The organism is Sphingobacterium sp. E70, assembly GCF_019285695.1.
Lineage (GTDB): Bacteria > Bacteroidota > Bacteroidia > Sphingobacteriales > Sphingobacteriaceae > Sphingobacterium > Sphingobacterium detergens.
Genome location: NZ_CP079104.1, coordinates 4621954 through 4643499 on the forward strand (window position 1 = coordinate 4621954; position 21546 = coordinate 4643499).

Annotated in this window: 33 protein-coding genes and 4 pseudogenes; 36 read left to right on the forward strand and 1 reads right to left on the reverse strand. The window is 40.9% G+C overall.

The features are described 5' to 3' along the window. The first annotated feature begins 36 nt into the window (after positions 1 to 36). The 11 genes and pseudogenes from KUH03_RS32855 to KUH03_RS32905 all read left to right on the forward strand — a co-directional run bounded on the left by KUH03_RS32855 (position 37) and on the right by KUH03_RS32905 (position 5519). A complete protein-coding gene (locus tag KUH03_RS32855; protein ID WP_257088528.1) occupies positions 37 to 513 on the forward strand; it encodes a hypothetical protein in 477 nt (158 codons plus the stop codon). Next, complete coding sequence (locus tag KUH03_RS32860; protein ID WP_257088529.1) at positions 477 to 977, forward strand: MraY family glycosyltransferase; 501 nt, start codon at positions 477 to 479, stop codon at positions 975 to 977. Before KUH03_RS32855 ends, KUH03_RS32860 begins: the two co-directional genes overlap by 37 nt. Before the next feature lie 46 nt (positions 978 to 1023). Then, positions 1024 to 1880 (forward strand): annotated as a pseudogene (locus KUH03_RS32865) (NAD-dependent epimerase/dehydratase family protein). Positions 1881 to 2061: 181 nt separating this feature from the next. Then, a complete protein-coding gene (locus KUH03_RS32870) occupies positions 2062 to 2286 on the forward strand; it encodes a hypothetical protein (protein WP_257088530.1) in 225 nt (74 codons plus the stop codon). Further along, the gene (locus KUH03_RS32875; RefSeq protein WP_257088531.1) at positions 2283 to 2888 is read left to right on the forward strand and encodes a polysaccharide pyruvyl transferase family protein; all 606 of its coding nucleotides are present in this window, start codon (positions 2283 to 2285) and stop codon (positions 2886 to 2888) included. Before KUH03_RS32870 ends, KUH03_RS32875 begins: the two co-directional genes overlap by 4 nt. A gap of 16 nt (positions 2889 to 2904) precedes the next feature. After that, the gene (locus tag KUH03_RS32880) at positions 2905 to 3270 is read left to right on the forward strand and encodes an oligosaccharide flippase family protein (protein ID WP_257088532.1); all 366 of its coding nucleotides are present in this window, start codon (positions 2905 to 2907) and stop codon (positions 3268 to 3270) included. An 18-nt stretch (positions 3271 to 3288) separates the two neighbouring features. Continuing rightward, a complete protein-coding gene (locus tag KUH03_RS32885; protein ID WP_373564868.1) occupies positions 3289 to 3927 on the forward strand; it encodes an oligosaccharide flippase family protein in 639 nt (212 codons plus the stop codon). A gap of 5 nt (positions 3928 to 3932) precedes the next feature. Next, complete coding sequence (locus KUH03_RS32890) at positions 3933 to 4286, forward strand: hypothetical protein (protein ID WP_257088534.1); 354 nt, start codon at positions 3933 to 3935, stop codon at positions 4284 to 4286. 89 nt (positions 4287 to 4375) lie between these two features. Beyond that, a complete protein-coding gene (locus tag KUH03_RS32895) occupies positions 4376 to 4723 on the forward strand; it encodes a capsular polysaccharide synthesis protein (RefSeq protein ID WP_257088535.1) in 348 nt (115 codons plus the stop codon). 32 nt (positions 4724 to 4755) lie between these two features. Continuing rightward, positions 4756 to 5216, forward strand: a pseudogene (locus tag KUH03_RS32900) (capsular polysaccharide synthesis protein). A 99-nt stretch (positions 5217 to 5315) separates the two neighbouring features. Further along, complete coding sequence (locus KUH03_RS32905; RefSeq protein ID WP_257088536.1) at positions 5316 to 5519, forward strand: hypothetical protein; 204 nt, start codon at positions 5316 to 5318, stop codon at positions 5517 to 5519. A 79-nt stretch (positions 5520 to 5598) separates the two neighbouring features. Here KUH03_RS32905 and KUH03_RS32910 read toward each other — a convergent pair whose 3' ends face one another. After that, complete coding sequence (locus tag KUH03_RS32910; RefSeq protein WP_257088537.1) at positions 5599 to 5721, reverse strand: hypothetical protein; 123 nt, start codon at positions 5719 to 5721, stop codon at positions 5599 to 5601. 161 nt (positions 5722 to 5882) lie between these two features. On the opposite strand from KUH03_RS32910, the gene KUH03_RS32915 reads away from it, so the two are divergent. The 25 genes and pseudogenes from KUH03_RS32915 (at position 5883) to KUH03_RS33025 (ending at position 21458) form a co-directional block, all read left to right on the forward strand. Then, a complete protein-coding gene (locus KUH03_RS32915; RefSeq protein ID WP_257088538.1) occupies positions 5883 to 6203 on the forward strand; it encodes a hypothetical protein in 321 nt (106 codons plus the stop codon). 1 nt (position 6204) lies between these two features. Beyond that, a complete protein-coding gene (locus KUH03_RS49495) occupies positions 6205 to 6576 on the forward strand; it encodes a GT-D fold domain-containing glycosyltransferase (RefSeq protein WP_257088539.1) in 372 nt (123 codons plus the stop codon). Then, positions 6554 to 7079 (forward strand): annotated as a pseudogene (locus tag KUH03_RS32925) (GT-D fold domain-containing glycosyltransferase). The gene KUH03_RS49495 and the pseudogene KUH03_RS32925 overlap by 23 nt, the downstream one beginning before the upstream one ends. Positions 7080 to 7095: 16 nt before the next feature. Next, positions 7096 to 8094: a glycosyltransferase family 2 protein gene (locus KUH03_RS32930; protein WP_257088540.1), complete on the forward strand. Its 999-nt coding sequence runs from the start codon at positions 7096 to 7098 to the stop codon at positions 8092 to 8094. Positions 8095 to 8214: 120 nt separating this feature from the next. Then, positions 8215 to 8718, forward strand: coding sequence for a hypothetical protein (locus tag KUH03_RS32935; protein ID WP_257088541.1), 504 nt, complete (start codon positions 8215 to 8217; stop codon positions 8716 to 8718). A 220-nt stretch (positions 8719 to 8938) separates the two neighbouring features. Next, positions 8939 to 9385, forward strand: coding sequence for a hypothetical protein (locus tag KUH03_RS32940; RefSeq protein WP_257088542.1), 447 nt, complete (start codon positions 8939 to 8941; stop codon positions 9383 to 9385). A 10-nt stretch (positions 9386 to 9395) separates the two neighbouring features. After that, the gene (locus tag KUH03_RS32945) at positions 9396 to 9782 is read left to right on the forward strand and encodes a hypothetical protein (protein WP_257088543.1); all 387 of its coding nucleotides are present in this window, start codon (positions 9396 to 9398) and stop codon (positions 9780 to 9782) included. Between the two features lie 4 nt (positions 9783 to 9786). Then, a complete protein-coding gene (locus KUH03_RS32950) occupies positions 9787 to 10182 on the forward strand; it encodes a glycosyltransferase (protein WP_257088544.1) in 396 nt (131 codons plus the stop codon). Beyond that, complete coding sequence (locus tag KUH03_RS32955; protein ID WP_257088545.1) at positions 10146 to 10487, forward strand: glycosyltransferase; 342 nt, start codon at positions 10146 to 10148, stop codon at positions 10485 to 10487. The genes KUH03_RS32950 and KUH03_RS32955 overlap by 37 nt, the downstream gene beginning before the upstream one ends. Then, positions 10487 to 11476: a glycosyltransferase gene (locus tag KUH03_RS32960; protein ID WP_257088546.1), complete on the forward strand. Its 990-nt coding sequence runs from the start codon at positions 10487 to 10489 to the stop codon at positions 11474 to 11476. The genes KUH03_RS32955 and KUH03_RS32960 overlap by 1 nt, the downstream gene beginning before the upstream one ends. Positions 11477 to 11624: 148 nt before the next feature. Then, positions 11625 to 12032 (forward strand): glycosyltransferase, encoded by a 408-nt coding sequence (locus KUH03_RS32965; RefSeq protein WP_257088547.1) that lies wholly within the window; start codon positions 11625 to 11627, stop codon positions 12030 to 12032. Positions 12033 to 12221: 189 nt separating this feature from the next. Beyond that, positions 12222 to 12344 carry a hypothetical protein gene (locus KUH03_RS32970; protein WP_257088548.1) on the forward strand — a complete coding sequence of 41 codons (123 nt, stop codon included), beginning with the start codon at positions 12222 to 12224 and terminating at the stop codon, positions 12342 to 12344. A gap of 2 nt (positions 12345 to 12346) precedes the next feature. Further along, positions 12347 to 12459 (forward strand): annotated as a pseudogene (locus KUH03_RS49500) (glycosyl transferase family 1); the annotation flags it as partial. 3 nt (positions 12460 to 12462) lie between these two features. Continuing rightward, positions 12463 to 12528, forward strand: coding sequence for a hypothetical protein (locus KUH03_RS49505; protein WP_373564869.1), 66 nt, complete (start codon positions 12463 to 12465; stop codon positions 12526 to 12528). A 29-nt stretch (positions 12529 to 12557) separates the two neighbouring features. Beyond that, a complete protein-coding gene (locus tag KUH03_RS32975) occupies positions 12558 to 12755 on the forward strand; it encodes a hypothetical protein (protein ID WP_257088549.1) in 198 nt (65 codons plus the stop codon). 105 nt (positions 12756 to 12860) lie between these two features. Next, positions 12861 to 13421, forward strand: a complete 561-nt coding sequence (locus tag KUH03_RS32980) for a nucleotidyltransferase family protein (RefSeq protein ID WP_257088550.1) — start codon at positions 12861 to 12863, stop codon at positions 13419 to 13421. Beyond that, the gene (locus KUH03_RS32985; protein WP_257088551.1) at positions 13375 to 13845 is read left to right on the forward strand and encodes a nucleotidyltransferase family protein; all 471 of its coding nucleotides are present in this window, start codon (positions 13375 to 13377) and stop codon (positions 13843 to 13845) included. Before KUH03_RS32980 ends, KUH03_RS32985 begins: the two co-directional genes overlap by 47 nt. A gap of 162 nt (positions 13846 to 14007) precedes the next feature. Continuing rightward, complete coding sequence (locus tag KUH03_RS32990; RefSeq protein ID WP_257088552.1) at positions 14008 to 14385, forward strand: polysaccharide biosynthesis/export family protein; 378 nt, start codon at positions 14008 to 14010, stop codon at positions 14383 to 14385. After that, positions 14382 to 14711 (forward strand): hypothetical protein, encoded by a 330-nt coding sequence (locus KUH03_RS32995; RefSeq protein WP_257088553.1) that lies wholly within the window; start codon positions 14382 to 14384, stop codon positions 14709 to 14711. The genes KUH03_RS32990 and KUH03_RS32995 overlap by 4 nt, the downstream gene beginning before the upstream one ends. A 76-nt stretch (positions 14712 to 14787) precedes the next feature. Next, positions 14788 to 16473 (forward strand): GNVR domain-containing protein, encoded by a 1686-nt coding sequence (locus KUH03_RS33000; RefSeq protein ID WP_257088554.1) that lies wholly within the window; start codon positions 14788 to 14790, stop codon positions 16471 to 16473. 22 nt (positions 16474 to 16495) lie between these two features. Continuing rightward, the gene (locus KUH03_RS33005; protein ID WP_257097548.1) at positions 16496 to 17110 is read left to right on the forward strand and encodes a CpsD/CapB family tyrosine-protein kinase; all 615 of its coding nucleotides are present in this window, start codon (positions 16496 to 16498) and stop codon (positions 17108 to 17110) included. A 533-nt stretch (positions 17111 to 17643) separates the two neighbouring features. Continuing rightward, positions 17644 to 17991, forward strand: a complete 348-nt coding sequence (locus KUH03_RS33010) for a hypothetical protein (protein ID WP_257088555.1) — start codon at positions 17644 to 17646, stop codon at positions 17989 to 17991. Between the two features lie 1179 nt (positions 17992 to 19170). Next, the gene (locus tag KUH03_RS33015; protein WP_257088556.1) at positions 19171 to 19443 is read left to right on the forward strand and encodes an AraC family transcriptional regulator; all 273 of its coding nucleotides are present in this window, start codon (positions 19171 to 19173) and stop codon (positions 19441 to 19443) included. Between the two features lie 770 nt (positions 19444 to 20213). Beyond that, positions 20214 to 20825 carry an RNA polymerase sigma factor gene (locus KUH03_RS33020; protein ID WP_257088557.1) on the forward strand — a complete coding sequence of 204 codons (612 nt, stop codon included), beginning with the start codon at positions 20214 to 20216 and terminating at the stop codon, positions 20823 to 20825. A gap of 141 nt (positions 20826 to 20966) precedes the next feature. Then, positions 20967 to 21458 (forward strand): hypothetical protein, encoded by a 492-nt coding sequence (locus KUH03_RS33025; RefSeq protein WP_257088558.1) that lies wholly within the window; start codon positions 20967 to 20969, stop codon positions 21456 to 21458. Positions 21459 to 21546: the final 88 nt, after the last annotated feature.

The window sequence follows — 21546 nt, forward strand, 5'->3', positions numbered from 1 at the left end:
CAAATTGCATCAGCATATTGTCCTCGCCTAGGCGGAGTGGCCTTTGCGCCTATCCAATGTTGCATATTGGTGATTGCATTGGTCTGCATTTACAAACTGAATATTGGAGAATTGGATCTGCAAGTAGCTTCTTGGATTATTCTACCTAGTATGGCGTTGATGGTCTGTGGTCTGGTTATTCTATTTATGATCGGTATCGGTGACGACCTGATCGGTGTCAGCTATAAATGGAAATTTGTTGCTCAAATCATGGTCGGATGCCTCCTGCCCTTAAGTGGCGTATGGATAAATGATCTTTATGGACTGGGATTTATCATCGGTATCCCGGCATGGATCGGAATGCCGTTGACAGTTTTTGTTGTCGTATTGATCATCAATGCAATTAACCTGATCGATGGCCTGGATGGGCTTTGCTCAGGCGTAGTTTCCATTGGCTTGTTGGTTTTGGGGGACTATTTGCATCATATGGAGCTTGGTTGCATGCGATTTTTGCTTTTATCACAATCGGGGTGATCATTCCATTCTTTTACTTCAATGTATTCGGTACGTCACGTCGGCGAAGAAGGATATTTATGGGCGACACGGGCAGTATGACCCTTGGTTTTTCGATGGCATTTTTAGTGGTCAGTTTTGCCATGAATAACCATTTTATAAAGCCTTTTGCGGATGGAGCGATTGTCGTGGCCTTTTCCACCCTGATTATTCCAATCATGGATGTCGCCCGGGTAATGTTTGTCCGTTGGAGAACCGGAAGGCCGATTTTCAAGCCTGATCGCAACCATTTGCACCACAAATTGCTGCGTGCTGGTTTGAGCCGTCATAGTGCCCTGATCTTTATTCTTGTCATTACACTTGTCTTTTGTCTATTTAATATCGTGACTGTACGCTATATCAGCAACAACATTGTCGTTCTAATGGACCTCATTTTTTGGATCGCCTTCCACTGGTTATTCAATAGATTGGAAAAAGACAAATGATAGTCAAACTACAATTATTTATCAATCTATAAAAAGTTAAATCAATATGAAAATAGCAATTATCGGAGGATCTGGTTTCGTTGGTACAAAACTTATCGATCTGCTTATCCAAGTATCGGATAATGAAATACGTAATATTGATAAATCAGCAAGCAGTAAACACCCTTCCATTACAATGATAGGCGATGTATTGGACAGAACAGGATTAACTGCAATGCTGGCAGGAGTAGAGGCCGTTATTTTACTTGCTGCCGAGCACCGGGATGACGTCAGTCCGGTATCAAAATACTATGATGTGAATGTCAAGGGGATGCAAAATACCCTTGAAGCAATGGAAGCCAATGGGATAAAAGGATCATTTTCACGAGTTCCGTGGCGGTCTATGGGCTAGATAAAGAAAATCCCAAAGAAGATACACCAACGGATCCTTTTAACCATTATGGAAAAAGTAAACTAAAAGCTGAAATGGTCCTGCAGGAATGGTACAGGGATCATTCGGATTGGAACGTGAATATTATCCGACCTACGGTCATTTTTGGGGAAGGAAACCGAGGTAATGTGTATAATTTATTGCATCAGATCGCTTCAGGTAAATTTATTATGATTGGCTCGGGAACCAACCAGAAGTCAATGTCCTATATCGGTAATATCATTGCATTTATCAATTATTTGGTCATGGTTAAGACAACGGGTTATAACGTTTATAATTACGTTGACAAGCCAGATCTTTCAACCAATGATCTGGTGCACTATACTGGAAGGATACTAGGGAAAAAAATACCGACTGTGCGCGTTCCCTATTGGTTGGGAATGTTAGGTGGTTACGGTTTTGATGTGCTGGCTTTTATAATTCGCCGCAAACTATCGATTAGTTCTATCCGTGTCAAAAATTCTGTGCGGTGACACAGTATGATGCGACCAAGGCCATGAATTCGGGATTTATCCCACCCTACGATCTGCAATATGGTTTAAAACAAGTTTTGAAAGCAGAATTTTCTGTATCAAATGAAAATTCTGTATAAAACGCTTTGAATGAAAAAAAATAAATCTAATATACTGGTCCGGGGAGAACTTTGGAGATGCGTTGAGCCCAAGACTAATTGAAGAGCTGACGGGACTGCCCACGCAGTATAAAAGCTGGGAGCCTTCGTATGCCGCGAGATTAAAGAGCCTCGTCGGAAAGATTGTCCGTTTACGATTTGCGGAATTGGACACTATTCTGTGGCCCCAAGAGAAATCGATAATTGCTGTGGGATCAGTGATCCGATGGGGAATTCAAGATCCCGAGTTTGGGGATCTGGCTTTATGAATTCCGATGAGCCTTTTGGCGGCGGAAAAATTCATGCTGTGCGTGGCAAATTGACAAGTCAGAAGCTCCTTCGGATGGGATACCCAAAGTGTGAAATATTTGGTGATCCCGCACTATTGCTCCCATTATGGATACCTGCAAAGAAGGGGAAAAAACACAAGCTCGGCCTCATACCGCATTGGAAAGAGGTTGAAGCATTTCAGGATAAGCTGGGGCATAGCTTTAATATTATCGATCTTCGTACCCATGATGTAGAACGTATTGTACATGCTATTTGCGATTGCGAATATATTTTGTCAACTTCATTACATGGACTTATTGTAGCACATGCTTATGGGATACCAGCATTGTGGATCAAAGAAGGATACATTGATACAGATGGGTTCAAATTTCGGGATTATTTTAGCTCTGTAGATATTCCCTTTTATGAGGGGTTTGAGAATCTGGAGGAGATTTTTGCTAGCGAAAGTGCTTGGATGTCATTGTTTGAAATGAATAGCGACAAAGCCAATAGTCGGGTTGATCTCAAAACGTTACAGCGCCGCCTATTAAAGGCTTTCCCTCTTTCCTTGCGGCGAAAGTATCAGAATTTAATTAGTTAAGACTAACAGGATAACCATGGATTTAAAGAAGCAGGTCACACAGGGGGCAATCTGGGTATTCTTAGACCAGTTTGGCGTACAATTAGTCTCATTTTTGGTGAGCTTGGTGTTGGCGCGCCTATTGATGCCTGCGGATTTTGGTACCATAGCACTTTTCAATGTGGTCATTAATGTTTCGTCTGTACTGATCAATGGAGGCTTGAGTAGTAGTTTAGTCAGGACACAGGCAGTAGATAACCGCGATTTGTCGACTGTGTTTTGGTTCAATATTGTCATGACCCTGCTGCTTTATCTGGTTATATTTATAGCATCTCCTGGATTGCTCGATTTTATACGATGCCTATTTTGTCTCCGATCATTCGCGTGTATAGTATCGTATTAATTATTGATAGTTTCGTTCATGTACAGGCTGTACTTTTTGATAAAAACCTGGATTTTAAAACAACGTTTAAAGTACGATTGCCATCGATTGTCGTGGGGATTATGTGGTGTGGGCTTTGCCTTAGCGGGGTTTGGCGTGTGGTCACTGGTTTATTCAGCATTGATTCAAAACGCACTTTATACCATACAATATTGGTTTTACAGTGATTGGAGACCAACATTTGAATTCGACCGTGAGAAGTTTAGGTACCATTTTGCTTTTGGATTCCGGCTTACACTTTCGGCACTGCTTAATGTCCTCTTTAACAATATCTACTCGATCGTGATCGGGAAACGTTTTGCCGAAACAACACTCGGCTATTATAATCGGGCCGAATCTTTGAAAAATCTGCCCATAAACAATGTTTCTACAGCACTGAATAAGGTGACCTATCCGTTGTTTGCGAAATTTAGTGACGATGATGAAAAACTGCGTAATGCCTATCGTCAGGTCCTTAAGCTTGTAATTTTTATCGTTGCGCCACTCATATGTATCATGATGATTGCTGCAGAGCCGATTATTGGTTTGTTATTGGGTGAAAAATGGTTGCCCGTTGTCCCATACTTCCAGATACTGGCATTGGGTGCTCTTTTCAACCGATACACAACTACAATTTAAATATTTTGCAGGTAAAAGGGCGTGCTGATCTCTACCTCAGGCTAGAAGTTATTAAAAAACTATTGATCATTGTCGCCGTAGTGCTGGGTCTTCGGTTTGGTATTTATGGATTGTTGTGGGGACAAGTAGCCGTTTCGGTCGCATCCCTGTTTATCAATACGTTTTATACCGCTAAATTTCTGAAGTATGCAATGCTGCAACAACTTGCTGACCTTATGCCCAGCATCCTGATCGCCTGTGGTATTGCCGCATTAATCTGGTGGGGAGTGACCTGCTATTGCTCGACTTGCAAATATGGGCAAAAGCTCTTGTCCTGGTTGCAAGTTATGTATTGGCATTCTGGTGGTTCTGTAGCCTGATCCAGTTGGAAGAATATAAGTCCATTAAGGACCTTGTAAAGAATAATTGGCAAAAAAAAATGGTGTAATCAATCGAAATTAAGTGTCACATGTCTATTTTAACTAAAACCTGGAGTATTATTCGTCAGCGCTTGATTTGGCAAAGGCATCGGCATGTTGCATCCCTATGGAACAAGTTGATTGTGCAGGATCATACTGGTCTGCTTAGTCATTATCCGCTGCAGCCAAAGGTAGATTTGCCGCCCAACGGGGTTATCTGGCAGTACTGGGGGCAGGGGTTGGCAGCCGATAGATTACCCGCTATTGTCAAATTATGCTTTCAGTCAGTCGACAAGTTCAAAGGTAATTATACCGTCATTAGAGTGGATGATAATACCGTAGGCCAATACCTAGACCTTCCGGATTTTATACTTGAAAAAAAAAAGCCGCGGGAATAATCAGCCCTACTTTTTTTTCGGATATACTACGACTGGCCCTACTCAAGACCTATGGGGTGTTTGGCTTGATGCGACAATTTTGTTGACGGATAGTCTTCCTACAGCCTTTAGCGCGCAGGATTTTTTTGTTTATCAACGGGATGCAGCAGAAAAATATACCAATTATTGGAAGAATACCTATGCTTTTTACTGGGGCTGGGACAGGCGGCACAAAGTGAAAATGCTTAACAGCATCATTTTCGCCAAAAAGCATGACCCATTGTTGTCTTCTATGACGGACTTACTATTTAATTATTGGAAGACAGCGAATAAAGCAATTAACTATTTTATTTTCCAGATCCTCCATGAACAATTAATGGTTTCGGGGTTGGATATGATAGAGGCCAGATCGTCAGTGATGTTACGCCGCATTTATTACAGACAAAACTTTCAGGTGGCAATTATCCAATCAGTTACAGCGAAATTTTTGAACGTACAGGTATACATAAGATGACTTATTTTAAGGAGGATACAGTGGAATATTTGGAGGAGGTTTTGCAGGGAAATTTGGCTGCATTTAACAATAAAGAAGATAATCTTAAATAAGGAGGATATGGTAAAACACGCATTTTTGATTTTAGCGCATAATGAATTTTCCGTCTTGGAGAAGCTTCTTTATTGCCTGGATGATGAACGTAATGATATCTATATTCATTTTGATAAAAAATTGGATCAACTACCCGATTTTAAGGTGCAAAGGGCTAGGCTTGTTGTGCTGTCAGATCGTGTCGATGTGCGTTGGGGGATGTTTCGATGATCCAGGCAGAATATAATTTGTTTGAGGCTGCAGCTGCACGACAAGCATATGCTTATTATCATGTCCTATCGGGGTTGATCTACCACTTAAACATCAGGATGATGTGCATGCTTTCTTCCATAAATACCAGGGCCGCGAGTTTATCGGCATTTCTAAAGCAGCAACCGAAAAGGAGATTGACCGAAAAGTCCGACGCACTCATGTATACCCCCGACAGTTCAGATCGGGGAAAGGGATTACTGCAATCTGGCGTAAAACAGTGCGGGCCTTGTTTTTGCGTCTTCAGTTTCTTTTGAATATAAAACGAAATGCTGATTTGGTCTTTAAAAAGGACCACAGTGGATCAGTGTAACAGATGATTTTGTGAGGTATATTTTGCCTAAAAAGGAAGAGGTATTAAAAATATACCAGAAGACCTTCTGTAGTGATGAGATCTTTATACAGACCCTTTGTTGGAATTCCTATTTTAGACTCAGACTGTTCAACAGCAGCAATGAAATGCGAGGTTGTCAACGGATCATCGGTTGGAAGGATGGCGAATTGATCGCATGGACAGACGACGATTTTGATAAACTAATTGCCTCGGATATGCTATTTGCCCGGAAGTTCAGTTCCACAGACAGACGGCTCCTTGAACGCGTGGTCAACCATGCCAATATTAAACCGATTCATAACGCTATCTAATATGATCAATGTAATTCGACGCTTGTATCTGAATGTGAGGTATATCTTCTTCAAGACCGTATTGCCCTTTCCGAAGATTTATTCCAATGTTGAAACATTGGAGAAGCTTCTTTCTTCAAATTTTTCGATGGCACGATTTGGAGACGGGGAATTCCATATGATCAATCAGACGGAGAATCTGGGCTTTCAAACTGTTGATGATCAGCTGTCACAGCGTTTACGTGAAATTCTCGGAAGCAATACCGAAGGATGTCTCATCTGTGTTCCCTATGGGCTACATTCGGTGCAACATCTGAATCAAGGGGCGCTTCTTTTGGAAACAGTTTGTCGTTTTTCATTACCGAAAATATATACCCTATTTCAATTTCGCTAAGCCTTATTACGACGCCTGTGTGACAAGACCCTATATCGATTGGCTTGACAAATCCAAGAGCGCCAAATTTTTAAACAGCTCAAGCAGCTGTGGCTGGGCAAACGGATCTTACTTGTTGAAGGACAAATGAGCCGCCTGGGGTTGGCAATGATTTATTCGGTGATGCGGGGGTAGACCGAATCATTACATTATCTCAAAACGCATTTTCGGTATACGATCGATTATTAGCCGAGACAACACGTTTGGCAGCGAAATATGATCTTGTGCTGGTGGCGCTGGGGCCAACAGCAACTGTGCTCGCTTATGATCTCTCTCTGACCGGAATCCAAGCATTGGATATCGGACATGTGGATATTGAATATGAGTGGTTCTTGAAAAAGGCCACACAGAAAATAGCGATTGAAGGCAAATATGTAAATGAAGTTGCAGGTGAGACAGCCGAACTGACTTCGGATGATCAACGATACAAACAGCAGATTATAAGCGAAATTTTTACTTCTTAAAGCATTTATTGATACGATGAACAGTCTACCATTGGTTTCCATTATTGTCCCGGTCTATAATGCAGCGGCTACACTCGATCGAACATTGAGTTCCCTGCAGGCACAGACCTATCAATCTATTGAGCTGATTTTCGTAAATGATGCGAGTACAGACGATAGTTTAAGCAAGTTGATGGAGTTTACAGACGCTGTTTTGAAAGACTCTCGCTTAAAGACAATGGTGATCTCACACCCGGAAAATAGGGGTGTTGCCAATGCGCGGAATACGGCATTGAATCATGCTACAGGTGAATTTATTATGTACGTGGATGCTGACGATACCATTCAGCCGGAAGCTGTTGCAAGTTGCGTGAAAGAAGCGCAGCAGTCTGGCGCTGACCTGGTTTATTTTCATTGGTGGTTGAGCTTCCATAAAAACGGCAGGAAAATGACACAACCTGCTTGTAGCACTCCTTTGGAGGCGATCCAGGCGATGATGGCTGGCAAAATGCGCTGGAACCTGTGGTTGTTTATGGTACGCCGTTCACTTTATGATGAGCATCTGATCAGATTTATTCCGGATGCCAATATGGGCGAGGATCTAACAGTCATGATGAAGCTTATGGTACATGCACAGAAAATTGTCCTCTTGGATAAGGTGTTTTATCACTATAGACAGGACAATACAACCTCCATTAGCAAAACATTTTCGGAAAAGCACAAACAGGAGGTGGAAATGAATATCAAGGAAACTGAAAGCTACCTCAAGGCGAGCGCTTATGCTGATAAAATCGGGTCAGGAATGGATTTTTTGAAGTTGAATATCAAATTGCCATTATTGGTAACTGGACATAAAGCGGATTATATCCTTTGGACAAATTGGTTTAAGTCGTCAAACCCATATATTCTTAAAAATGTATCGGTTTCCTTGCGTACCCGGATGCTACAATGGCTTGCCTGGAAAAAACAATTTTGGGCAGTTAGGCTTTATAATGCAATTGTATTACGAATGATTTATGGATTAATCTACAAATAAGATGATTCGAGCGCTTTTAATTTTTTGTGCCTTGGTGGTCGTTAGCTGTTATTTTTTCTCATTCGGCTTTACGTTTTTGCCACCCAGTGTTAACACCAAAATCATTTTGGCGGGTGTGGGATGTCTGTTGCTATTTGGACAGATGGTTCAGACACGACGTATCGAGATCAGCAAACAGCTATTTACTGCAGCGGCTTTGGCCATTGTTTTTCATTGGTCTGTTTTATCGCCACGGATGTCAACCGTACGGATGACTTTGCTTATGCAACCTATTTTATGAGCTTTGCGATCTGGCTCCTGGCGGCATATACCGTAGCCTTTGTGATCTATAAAATACATGGATTTATTGACTTCCATCTCTTGACATTTTACCTGGCGGCGGCATGTTTGCTACAATGTGTGCTCGCTTTTTGGATCGATAGCTCACCTGCAGTACAGTCGCTGGTCGATCGTTACGTCGAACAGGGGCAGGCTTTTGCACAGGAAGTGGACCGACTTTATGGAATCGGAGCATCATTGGATAATGCGGGGTTCGTTTCTCTATTGTACTCATTATGCTGTCCACATTGTTTACAAAGGATCTGTTCGAAAAACGCCATGTACCGCTTATTGCTATTTTGGTGATAACTTTCTTTGCCATCTTTGTTTTGGGTAACGTTATTTCACGGACGACCTCTATTGGGGGAGCATTGGGATTTGCTTATATACTCCTCTCAACAGGACTATTCAGCCGTATTATCCGCATCGAATTTGTCAGATTTTTCTCTGTCGTATTGATATTACTCTTCCTAGCTACCTTGGTGGCGATGTATTTCTATGAGAGCAATGCAATTTTCAGGGGTATATGCATTTTGCTTTTGAAGGGTTCTTCAATTTTTACGAAACCGGCGAATGGCGTACAGATTCGACCGATAAACTGGCGATGAACATGTGGGTATGGCCTAGCGATACCCAGACCTGGTTCATTGGTACAGGACTTTTTGATGGCTGGATTTTCAATACGGATATCGGCTACTGCCGTTTTGTATTGTATTGTGGAATATTGGGATTTAGTGTTTTTGTGCTGTTTTTTATATTCAATGCGATTGCTTTTATGAAAAAGTACAGCAAGCATAAATTATTATTTCTCATGTTATTGGCCTTTTCTTTCGCGATATGGTTTAAAGTATCAACTGATATCTTTTTGATTTATGCCCTGTTTTATTGTGTTGAAGGACTACAGGGAGCTTTGTTTACCACCAAATTTCATACGGAAAATGAAAATCGTCTATTCTATCTTGGGAACGTATAATGCCGGTGGCATGGAACGGGTGCTTGCAAATAAAGCCAATTATCTTGCTGCAAAGGGGCATGAACTTGTTATTATTACCACAGATCAGAAGGGACGTGGACCGAACTTTCCGTTACATCCTGCGATCCGACAAATTGATCTTGGTATTAATTATACGGATGATCAGGATCTGGGGATGTTGCGCAAAATTTGGTCATTTAAAAAAGACAGCGTCGGCACTATAAGCAGCTCAAAGAGGTCTTATTTGAGCTCAAAGCGGATATTGCGATATCGATGTTTGACCATGACGCCGCTCTTCTCCATCGGATCAAAGACGGGAGCAAGAAGTTGCTGGAGATCCACTTTTCAAGGTTTAAAAGATTACAATACGATCGGACCGGATTATGGAAAGTGCTGAATAAATGGCGTATGCATCAAGATCTCGCCATAGCAAAAAATACGATCGATTTGTCGTATTGACCAACGAAGATTTAGCCTATTGGAAAGGCCTCAAAAATATTGTGGTCATTCCAAATGCACATACTTTCTTACCTACTGAGACAGCCCCGCTTTTGCGTAAGCATGCACTTGCGGTCGGTCGGTTTGATTATCAAAAAGGATTTGATGAGCTCATCAAGGCCTGGAAAAAAATCAATGCAGCGTGTCCGGAATGGACACTGGATATCTATGGAGATGGGCCATTAAAGGAAGAATTAACAGATCAAATTAATCGATTGGGTCTGAGTGGACAGCTGATCCTTCATGCCCCGGTAAAAATATCATGGACGTATACCTTGACAGTTCCATCGTGGTCATGACATCACGTTATGAAGGACTACCTATGGCCCTACTTGAAGCACAGGCCTGTGGTATTCCTATGGTAGCATTTGCCTGCAAGTGTGGACCGAGAGATATCATCCGACAGGATAAGAATGGTTTTTTAGTTGCCGAAGGTGACCTAGAAGATTTTGCTGAAAAAGTATGCCGATTAATGAAGGACCAACAATTAAGAAGTACTATGGGAAATAGGGCAAGGGAAATGTCGGAAAACTTTAGTGAAGAACGTATTATGCGTCAATGGCTTGTGCTCTTTGAGTCGTTAAGAAAGGAGGAGAAGGCTTAATGAAAACGATCGTCATTTCAGCTGTTAACCTAGTAGAGGCTGGCACATTAACGATACTGAAGGATAGCCTGAGCTATTTATCTGCGCTGGCACAGCAAGGAGAGTATCGGATCGTAGCAGTTGTGTACAAGAAATCACTTGTAGATTTTCCGAATATAGAATATATCGAGACACAATGGCCTAAAAAACGCTGGATCAACCGACTCTGGTATGAATATTTTTCGATGCGTTCGATATCGAAGAAAATAGGACCGGTATATCTTTGGTTTTCACTGCATGATACAACACCTAATGTAGTCGCCGAACGACGGGCCGTATACTGTCACAATGCATTCCCTTTTTATCGCTGGAAAATGCATGATCTGCTATTTTCACCAAAAATAGTATTGTTTGCGTTGTTCAGTAAATACATCTATAGACCCAATATACATGCGAATAAGGATATCGTTGTGCAACAGGAATGGTTTCGGAAGGGATTGCATGACATGTTTGGGATTAGTAAAAGTAAAATTATTGTAACCCCGCCGGCACATCCCCGATTGATTACTCCAGGTGCAGTAGCGAACAAAAATAGTTGCTATTCTTTCGTATTTGCGAGTTCACCCAATAGTCACAAAAATTTTGAGGTCATCTGTAAAGCAGCAGAGATGCTGCAAAAGGAAGGAATAGTAGATTTTAAAGTTCATCTTACTATAAAGGGTAATGAAAATAAGTATGCCAAATGGCTGCATCGGAATTGGGGGCATTTGTCGACTGTCGATTTTATGGGCTTTGTCACTAGGCAGGTACTGGAGGAATATTATTGCGCGAGTGACTGTTTGATTTACCCTTCCAGAGTAGAATCCTGGGGCTTGCCGATATCGGAATTTGCGCAATATGAAAAGCCTATGTTGCTAGCGGACCTGCCTTACGCCCATGACACGGCGGCAGGAAGTAAAGCAATATCTTTTTTGACGCGGATGATGCCCAGACACTTGCTGCGCAAATGAAAGCATTGATAAAAGGAGATCGTTCATTTTTGAAGGAGGTCAGGAAGGAACTATTGCAGGAACCATTTTCCTTAAGTTGGGAAGATTTGTTCAATAAATTATTACGCTGATTTTTCAAATTGACAAATTGATTTATAAACATACAAAGATGAAGGTATTACAACTCGGTAAATTTTATCCCATTCGGGGTGGCGTAGAAAAGGTGATGTATGATCTTATGCTCGGACTGTCTGAGGCGGGAGTACGTTGCGACATGTTATGCGCCGCTACAGAAGGGCATCCTGCGGCTGTAATTCATGTAAATTCAAATGCGACACTCTTTGTGATAGACACTGCAATAAAATTGGCAGGTACTATGCTAGCTCCAGGAATGATCTTTAAGTTGCGTGCAATTGCCGGAAACTACGATGTGATCCATATCCATCATCCGGATCCAATGGCAACATTGGCCTTGTATCTCTCAGGCTATAAAGGTAAGGTCATTCTACACTGGCATTCAGATATTATCAAACAAAAACATTGCTCAAGTTGTATAAACCACTGCAGAGCTGGCTGATAAAACGAGCTGACAAAATCCTGGGAACAACGCCTGTCTATGTACAAGAATCTTCATTCTTACAGCATGTACAGCATAAAATTGATAACCTTCCCATTGGTGTGAATGCTATTGTTGCTCAACCAATGGAAGTCGAAGCGATCAGAAACCGCTATTCCAACAAAATTATAGTTTTCCCTTGGAAGGCTCGTGGAATATAAAGGATACGAATTTTTGATCCGTGCGGCGCAACAGCTGGACGACCGTTTTCATATTGTTATTGGGGAAAAGGACCGCTTGAAGATCAGCTTGTACAACTTATTGCTGATCTGAAACTGCAGGAGAAAGTGAGTATGATCGGTTTTGTTGATGATGAAATGCTTGCGAATTATTTTGCTGCGGCGGACATTTTTGCTTGAGTTCGATCTGGAAAACGGAGGCCTTTGCCATTGTGCAAATTGAGGCAATGTCCTGTGGCAAACCTGTGGTATCGACGAAGATACCCGGTTCAGGGTAAGTTGGGTAAATCAACATGAAATCTCGGGCTTGGTTGTTGAACCTGGAGACGCTGAGGCACTTGCACTTGCCATTGGCCGGATCGGATCTGATAACGTGCTCTACCAAAACTATGCTGCAGGAAGCCTAAAGCGTTTTCAAGACTATTTTACCCGGGACAAAATGATAGAAAAATGCATGCTTATTTATAAGCAGGCGTTGGCGACTAACACTCTTTTGGCGAATTGATATGGATAATACGAACATGGAAAAGGCATTCTTCCACCTATTGAAGACAGGGCTCTGGGGTGAGGGAAAACGCAACGAAGAGTTTTTTCCCTTGTCGGATGACGAATGGTCTCTGCTGTACAAACGAGCAAGGAACAAACCGTTGAGGCAATTCTATACGATGGTATCCTGCGTTTGAGACCAGAAAATTTGCCACCTAGACTATTGCAGATAAAGTGGTCGGTACAAGTGGATCGGATTGAGCGCCGTAATCAGCTTGCGAACAAGCATATCGCTGAGCAATATGAATTTTTTACAGGGCATGGCCTACAACCCCTTTTATTGAAAGGACAAGGACTTGCGGCAACTTATGCTAATCCGTCACACCGTGTTTGTGGAGATATTGATTGGTATTTTGAGCGTAAGGAAGAGTTGGCATTAGCTCGTCTTCAATTGACAAGACTAGGTGTTCCCAAATTGCTGGAGGGGAGCCAAGTCTACTTTTGGAAAGAGAGTGAGCTAGATCTTCATGATAGGCTATTTGACCTGTATAACCCATTTTCGAAAAAAAATACTGAAGCAGTTGAGAAGAGATTTTCCGGATACAACGGTAACGCTAGACGGAAAGCAGATTCCAATATTGGCTCCTCAAGTTCAGGTATTGCAGGTTGCGGCACATATTCTTAAACATTCACTTGCCTTTGGTGTTGGGCTGCGCCAATTCTGCGATTTGGCCTCTTTGTATAACAATTATTCCGCGGAGCTGGAAGGAGAAAGATTAAATCAAATTTATAATCGACTGGGACTGAGCCGTTGGTTTACTGCGGTACATCAGCTGCTTGTCGACAATATTGGTCTTCGCAAAGAAAAGCTCCCTTTTCCTGTCTCCAAGACGCCTTCTTCCTTAGCGATTATAGATGAGGTTTGGACGGTTGGTAATTTTGGATTTCATGATACATCCAATATGGAAAAGATAGAAGGCGACTATATGCTGCGTAAAAACCGGACAGCTACCTTGACAAAACGTTTACTGAAATATTTTCCCTATGTACCTAAGGAAGCATTTTGGTTTCCATTTATACATTTTTTTAATGGCGTAAAAGATAGATAATGTATGAGCTCGGGAGCTCGTATAACAAAGCGATATAATATCAGATGTACTAAAATTAACTTATTAATAAAAAATGAAAAAACTCACTTTATGGATTGTTTTACTTGGTTTGGCCCTCTTTAGTTCCTGTGCGACCCCAAGAAAATTGTTTATGTCAATGACATGGTTCCAAATATAGACTATCGTATGCTTGATGTTCCGATGTTAAAATTGCAAAAAAGCGACCGGCTAAGCATCAAAATCAGTGCAAAAAACCCTGAACTTGCGGCCCCTTTTAATGTGATTGGCGGAAGTTACAGTTTGGGCGAAAAGGAAAATGGTGTGAGTAGCAATACTGCTGGACAGGAAAGCCAGAGTTATTTGATCGATCAGCAAGGAAATATCACCTTCCCAATTTTGGGTAATTTCCACTTGGAAGGATTAACCCTGGAGCAGGTGCGTGACCTATTGTCCAAGCGTCTTTCGGACGGCGGGTTTATCAAAGATGCGATTGTCAAGGTTGAGCTTTTGAATCTCAAGGTCAACGTGATGGGGAAGTGAATCGAGTTGGTATTATTGATGTTCCGGATGCTCGTATTAATCTACTGGAGGCCATTTCAAAAGCTGGTGGGTTGACACGCAATGCTGCTTCAGACCGCGTAACGGTCATACGTGAGGAGAATGGCGTACGCAAAAAGCTGATCAATAATATCGGATCTCAAGATATATTCGATTCACCAGCTTATTACCTACAGCAAAATGATATCGTTTATGTGGAGCCGATTGCTGCTGAGAGCACACCGAAGGAAGATCGGACCTGGCGATTTGCCGCCATAGCGACAGGTGTGGTTACTGTCATATTAACTGCGATAAACCTGTTAAAATAACGTGATAAAATAACTAAGAGATGAAAGCAACAGAATATACCACAATACAAAAGACAGATCTATCAATATATTGGATGTGTTAAAGCATTTGCTCTACCATTGGAAATGGTTTGCTTTATCCATTCTTATATTTGGCGCGTATTATTATTACCAGTATGCAAAATCTCCCTTCATCTTTCGAAGTGCGGAAACGATCATCATCAAAACACCGATGAATACCCCGAGAACAGCGCGGATTTCAAGAACGAACGAGGCCTATAACTCAATCAGTGTGGCGAGTGAAATTCTACAGCTAAAATCCAAAGAGCTGATGCGGCAGACGGTGAAACGGATCGGGGCAGAAATGAGCTACTCAATCGTAGAAGGGTTAAGGCAGAAAGAACTCTACAAGAATAGTCCGGTATTAATTACCCTGCCGCAAGTGAAGGAAGAAGCATCGTTCTCGTTTACAGTGACATTATTGGGGAATAATCAAGTATTGTTATCCAATTGGAGTGTAGGAAATAAAGCTTTGGAGATTAAAACTGCCTTGGGTAAGACGGTTAAGACGCCCATAGGACAGCTTGTTGTCCAGCGGAATAAGGATATTACAGATTCGTATCTTGATCAGGAGATCAAGGTAAGCAAATATGCACTGGAGGATATGGTAGACTACTTTGTATCGACCCTATCCATCACACAGATGGAGGAGGATGCCTCTTTACTTCAGTTGGTCTGTGAGGATACCAATCCCAGACGTGCAACGGACCTGATCGGGGAGATGGTGGTCGTCTATAATGAGATCGCGCTGCAGGATAAAAATCAGATTGGTATAAACACAGCCAATTTTATCAGGGAGCGTCTGTCCATCATCGAACAGGAGCTTGGTGCTGTGGAGTCGAATATTCAGGACCTGCGGATACAAAATCAGGGAATGGATGCTGCAACGGTGGGCCAAGCCTATTTTGCCGATACACGTACATATCAGGCCGAACGGACAAAGGTAGAGACCGACATGAATCTTGCGCAAATGATGCGTAATTATTTGGCAGATAAAGCGAAAAGAACTGATTTGATACCCAACAATACGGGCTTGGTGGACGCGAGTGTCGAGGCTCAGATCAGCGACTATAATGCAACACTACTGCGACGTAATCGCCTGATCGAAGGGAGCAGTGAGGCCAATCCTGTTGTTCAGGATCTGGATAAAGGGCTGAATGCAATACGAAACAATATTGCCCGAGCGGTAGATAATGCAATTGGTGGGCTTCATATCAAGGCCAATAATATGAAACGCGAAGAATATCAGGCTCGGGGAAAAGCACTACAGGTTCCGCAAAAACAACGGGTGATGTTATCTGTTGAACGGCAACAAAAAGTAAAGGAAGAACTTTACCTGTATTTATTGAACAAACGTGAAGAAAATGCGATAAATCAGGCAATGACCGAAGATAATATTCGGATTATTGATCCCGCAACAGCATCGTTTCAGCCAATCGGCCCTAGTAAAATACGTAAATTAGGTTTGGGGATAGGAATTGGTTTTATCTTGCCAGCCATTATTATTTTGACCCTATCGATACTCGACACCGGGGTCAGACGCCGTCAGGATGTTGAAGATGCTATCACGGTGCCGCTATTGGGTGAGATACCTTTCATCAGAACGAGGCGATCGGCACAGGATAGTATATTGGTTAGTAGTGTGGGTAGGGATCCATTGACAGAGGCATTCCGTATCCTCCGCACAAACATCAGTTTTATGTCCAGGGGGAAAACATCCTAAAGTAATTACGTTCACATCTTTTATCCCAGGCGTTGGGAAGACGTTTACTTCATTAAATCTGTCCAATACGCTGTCGTTTTTGGATAAAAAAGTTGTTGTTATCGATCTGGATCTGCGCAAGGGAACGCTAAGTAAGCGTATCGGTATCAAAGAGGGCAAAGGTGTGAGCCATTACCTCTCCGATATTAATCTTAGTATAGAAGAAATAATTCACAGAAATTTGCGCGGTGGAAATGTTGATTATATTTCCATTGGTACAGAAGCACCAAATCCTGTTGAATTATTATTGAGCAAAAGACTTGATCAAATGATTGCTGAGCTAAGTAATCAATACGATTATATTATTATTGATGGGGTGCCGATGGGAATAGTTGCAGATGCTACTGTTGTAGACCGTATTTCAGATTTGACATTATTTGTTGTACGGGCGGGGAAAATGGATAAACGTCAATTACCAGAAATACAGAAAATTTACGAAGAAAAGAGACTATCAAATCTTGCAGTGATCCTCAATGGAATTGAAATGGGGCAATCGCGCTATGGTTATGGCTATGGTTACGGCTACGGTTATAATGCCGACGAAGGGCGAGGTTTTGGGAAAAGATTTGCTCGAAAGATTCGTAATCTGTTTAGATGATAAAAAACGTATAAAATATAACATTGTTTTTGATTTACATTTCAAGAATTTTGACGCTAAAAATTGAGTGTTTCCTGAAAATTTTTTTAGTCGATGAAAATATGATCAGTACATAGTTGGGATTATAGTTGATGAATCATATTTATTAAAGTTTTCTTTTATCGTAATGTCCGTTAACTGAAAGTTTTGATAGATGGTAGTTTGAAATCAATAAAATTCTCGTAAAATTTGTTTAGTTGTTCTGGCAAGTTCATTGATTACAATCTTGATAATGGAGATCTGGAAGGTATCATCATAGCATTGAATAAGTAGAGCGTCAAGAACGCAACATGATCTTTCATGTTTTTATTTCGATGAATAAAGCCGTGATCGACTATAGGTCTGATCACGGTCTTTCATTGGAAAAACTAACCAATTAAACGTATAGATTAGATAGTTGTAGATATATGTATTGTAATAAGTTTTAACCTAGTGTCAAGTTGTGTATGAATGAGAAAAAGACGCTTATGTTACATGTCGCCAGGCAGGTATTAATGGGCAAGTTAACGATTGAGGAAGCGATGGAGCAGAGTCAGGTCAAAGATAGGAGAACAATAGTCAGTTGGGCGAAGCGTGCTATGAAAGCTGATCACATTGAGAAAGAACAAAACAAGGATATAAATTGTAAAAATACGAGTGAAAAAGATATAAGGCCTTCAGCTGAGGAGAAAATTATACGGCTTGAATCAGAATTGGCTAATTTCAAAAATAGAAACATGGAGTTATTACGTTTCCAAAATGTATTAACCAATAAAATTAATGATCTTGAAATCCTAATCAATTATGCAGAAAAGACCTACAAAATTGATATTATGCGTATAAAAAGAAGGAAGAATAGCTAATTCGAGTGCTCTCTTACATATTTAGATAAAAGACTGGTAATCAGTTTTAATCCTTAAGAGGGTAAAATCAATAACGCCATTTTTTATAAACCCACCATGTTAAAGTAATGGCTGTCTCTTAGTAAGAGAACAAACAAAACGCTGATTTTCTTGTTATTTGAAAAATAGTTAATAGAAAAGTTATTTTGTTTTAATACTAACTTTCTCTATGTTTAGTACATCTATCTGTGAAACTATAAAATGAATAGCCGATTCAACAAGAGTTACACAAGTTTTTAAAAACAACCAACCTCATGCATCAGTATGGAATGCATAAAAGATGATTGGATCGACTTTCGCTGGATATGGTTTTATATAACTGTATAGATGATTAAGCTATTGAATAAAGTGGAGGTTTGTAGCGATATGTCTACAAAAAAGGATCATTGCTTTAGCGTTGCCGAATTGTGTTTGCCAATATGTGAAAGAAAGTTGTTGATATCAGTAAAATCTATTTTTATAGATACGGAAAATCTTGGTGAAATATTGATTTATTGGATATTCAAAATGTATGTTTTATGCTGTATAGATATACCGAATGTTTTTTTACGGAAAATGGAAAGCTTGGTAGGCTGTTCGAAATAGTCCATATAGACTTTGTTTTGTTGAATTTTGAATAGCGGCAAAGTGTTTTATTGAATAGCAATAAAGGATAAACGCGGTGATCAAAGTGAGGAGGCTACTTTGAAAAAATAGTAAACGCTCCGGAGATATTTTTATCTCTAAAAATTAGTCAATTAACCGTTTACTTCAATGATTTAATATTTAGTAGGAATGTCTCGGTTCGAAATCTATGATATAACTGCTTGTAGTAATTAATACGTATTGTAAAGTGAATTAACAAAATTTATGGAAGGCAATTACAACATTCTAATTCTCATTTTAAATATTACCATTTGCGTAATTAATGTGCTTTTGTTAGTCATTACCTACAAACAGCGGCAATTAAAAAAGAGCAAAAGAATGTATCTTCATTGGATTCTGTTATCAAAGAGGATGAAGAATTTGATGAAATTATTCCTGATAAAATTGAAACCGAACAATCCAAAAAGGGGAAGTATTAATCAGCAAGATTACTGCAGATCGTTTAATAGAAGAATTCAATAAGGCGCATAGCAATAAGTTCTTCTTAAAGAAGGGGTGAGTTTGGGTGATCTGGCTGATTTACTTAGTACCAACCAACGTTATGCCTCTTATATTGTCAATATGGTTACAGGTCAGGATTTTAACAATTACGTCCAACAGGCCCGTATCGCTTACTTGATTGAAAGAGTTGAACGTGACCCCGAATTGCTCAATGTCAAATTTTCCATCCTTGCTGAAAGTGCCGGTTTTTCCAGCATAAGCAAATTCTCTTCCGTATTTAAATCCGTAATGGGCGTTCCCCCATCAGAGTATTTCCAGAAAAAATAGATTCATATTATTGCGTCATATGAATTCATTTTGCGCTCAATACCAACGCACAATACCTATCCGCTATATTTCAATAGTCTATTGGTTTAAAAATCCATTTACCTCGTTTTAAATTTTACCATTTCTCTGTTAAAACAGAAGTGTTTTTCTATTTGAGTTAATTGTTTAGTCATTTGATGTTGGAATTATGTCGAGAACGGCAATGCCTATTCGTTGTGTCAGAGCAAGGTTATGCGGAAATTAGGACCTACAAACCCATTGACCATTTATTGAAACTATTTTGCCTTTAGCATTGTTCATTAGTTGAAGATATGCTAAGATTGAAGGTATACGTAGGATTAAAGGATAGTTTTTTTAAGGTCGGAACAGCAATTGATCCGGCCTTTTTATTTTACTGGTATGAAAGCATAAAAAAAACGCTTGAACCGGGGAGATGCAAGCGTCTTAACTAACCAATTATAAACCTAAATTATGAGTCTAAAGTAATACACATTCTGTGCCAAATTGAACCGCATGACAAAACTACAGTCGTCTTAAAGCATCATGGAGCATTTCGGATTCCACTTACTTTTTAAAAGAACTTTTTAATAGTTTTGAATTACGGCATATCATGGAGACAATATGCTGCCAGAGTGTCCACCCAGGTCTGTTTGCACACTTGTATTGGCAACCTGAATTTCATCGGTTGGCTTAAGATCGGGGCAGAGGCTTTGCGCTTTAACTTGTTATTACTAACTTTAGGGCAGGCAACCCCAACTTGATCGTTTTACTTGAAAAACATAGCTTATACAACGGAATCGGATATACTACTTCGCCTGAAAGCAGGTGATGAACTGGCATTGGAGGAGCTGATGGGCCGATACAAAGGTGCGCTGGCTTTGTCCATGTCACGGTTGATCAAGTCCCGGGAGGATATCGAAGAGCTCCTGCAGGAACTATTTTTACGGGTTTGGAAAAATAGGGATAACCTGGACCCCGAACGTTACCTGAGCTATCTGTACAAGATAGCCGAAAATTTGGTCTATGACCGATTACGCAAAGCCGCACGTGAAAAACGCTTGTCTATTGATTATTTCGCTCATATTATCGAAGCTTACTCCCATATCGAAGAGGGGATCTTTGATAAAGAATTGCTGGCTGTGCTACAACGTGGTATCCAGCAGTTGCCCGAGCAACGTCGCCGGGTTTTTGAACTCTGCAAAATAGAAGGCAAGAGCTATGAAGAGGTAAGCCAGCTTTTATCCATTTCGGTCGCCACAGTAAATTCCCATATCACCAATGCGAATGCTTCCATCAAGGCTTATTTCAGACAGCACCCTGAATTGGCATCAATGGTATTGCTAGTATTTTTATTTGCGAATTTTGCCCCGGATACACTCTAAACATCCCTATTTTAAGCTTCTTTTCAAAAGGCTTCACCGGAAAGCGGGTCATACCTAAAGGCTGTGCTATAAATTTTTTTTTTTTTTTCAGATTGCTTCATTGGTTTTTTCATTTCGTTCGTATTACTAAATAAAAGAGCTATGCAAACTTCTCGTTTTTCAGAATTGTTTGAAGGTTACCTGGCGAATACATTGACCCCAAAGGAAATGCTGGAGCTGGAGCAATTGATCGCGGATGAGCAAAACGATGCACAACTGCGCCAGCTGATTGGGCGGGAATTTAAAAGCGATCCTATTCATGGAGAGCAGCTTGATACCGAAGATAATTGGTTGCAGGGGCTGGAGCAAAAGGTCTTGCAGACAATTCAACAGCCGAAACCGGCGAAAATAATAAGCTTTCACAACAAGTGGATCCGGCTTGTCGGTGCGATCGTCCTGTTGGCAGGACTGGGGCTTACGGTACGCTATCTGGTCAATAACGATGCAAGCGCTCCAAGACAGACTACGGTTTCACCGGGTGGAAATAAAGCAACAATCAGGCTGGACAATGGTACGCAAGTGGACCTGAGCGAAAGCCAGTCGGAGATTGTCCTGGGGAGCAACTGGCTTATGCAGATGGATCATTGGTCCTAGGAGTAGCTGCTGAGGATGTGAGCGGACGAAATATGGTCATTGATGTCCCGAAAGGGGGACCTATAAAATTGCGCTTCCCGACGGATCA

Bases quoted from the DNA above. Each gene is read 5' to 3' on its own strand.
- KUH03_RS32875 (WP_257088531.1), top strand. From the start codon at position 2,283: ATGAATTCCGATGAGCCTTTTGGCGGCGGAAAAATTCATGCTGTGCGT.
- KUH03_RS32880 (WP_257088532.1), top strand. From the start codon at position 2,905: ATGGATTTAAAGAAGCAGGTCACACAGGGGGCAATCTGGGTATTCTTA.
- KUH03_RS32885 (WP_373564868.1), top strand. From the start codon at position 3,289: ATGTACAGGCTGTACTTTTTGATAAAAACCTGGATTTTAAAACAACGT.
- KUH03_RS32895 (WP_257088535.1), top strand. From the start codon at position 4,376: ATGTCTATTTTAACTAAAACCTGGAGTATTATTCGTCAGCGCTTGATT.
- KUH03_RS32905 (WP_257088536.1), top strand. From the start codon at position 5,316: ATGGTAAAACACGCATTTTTGATTTTAGCGCATAATGAATTTTCCGTC.
- KUH03_RS32910 (WP_257088537.1), bottom strand. From the start codon at position 5,721: ATGAGTGCGTCGGACTTTTCGGTCAATCTCCTTTTCGGTTGCTGCTTT.
- KUH03_RS49495 (WP_257088539.1), top strand. From the start codon at position 6,205: ATGATCAATGTAATTCGACGCTTGTATCTGAATGTGAGGTATATCTTC.
- KUH03_RS32930 (WP_257088540.1), top strand. From the start codon at position 7,096: ATGAACAGTCTACCATTGGTTTCCATTATTGTCCCGGTCTATAATGCA.
- KUH03_RS32935 (WP_257088541.1), top strand. From the start codon at position 8,215: ATGTCTGTTGCTATTTGGACAGATGGTTCAGACACGACGTATCGAGAT.
- KUH03_RS32940 (WP_257088542.1), top strand. From the start codon at position 8,939: ATGCATTTTGCTTTTGAAGGGTTCTTCAATTTTTACGAAACCGGCGAA.
- KUH03_RS32945 (WP_257088543.1), top strand. From the start codon at position 9,396: ATGGAACGGGTGCTTGCAAATAAAGCCAATTATCTTGCTGCAAAGGGG.
- KUH03_RS32950 (WP_257088544.1), top strand. From the start codon at position 9,787: ATGGCGTATGCATCAAGATCTCGCCATAGCAAAAAATACGATCGATTT.
- KUH03_RS32955 (WP_257088545.1), top strand. From the start codon at position 10,146: ATGGACGTATACCTTGACAGTTCCATCGTGGTCATGACATCACGTTAT.
- KUH03_RS32960 (WP_257088546.1), top strand. From the start codon at position 10,487: ATGAAAACGATCGTCATTTCAGCTGTTAACCTAGTAGAGGCTGGCACA.
- KUH03_RS32965 (WP_257088547.1), top strand. From the start codon at position 11,625: ATGAAGGTATTACAACTCGGTAAATTTTATCCCATTCGGGGTGGCGTA.
- KUH03_RS32980 (WP_257088550.1), top strand. From the start codon at position 12,861: ATGGTCTCTGCTGTACAAACGAGCAAGGAACAAACCGTTGAGGCAATT.
- KUH03_RS32990 (WP_257088552.1), top strand. From the start codon at position 14,008: ATGGTTCCAAATATAGACTATCGTATGCTTGATGTTCCGATGTTAAAA.
- KUH03_RS33010 (WP_257088555.1), top strand. From the start codon at position 17,644: ATGGGCAAGTTAACGATTGAGGAAGCGATGGAGCAGAGTCAGGTCAAA.
- KUH03_RS33025 (WP_257088558.1), top strand. From the start codon at position 20,967: ATGCAAACTTCTCGTTTTTCAGAATTGTTTGAAGGTTACCTGGCGAAT.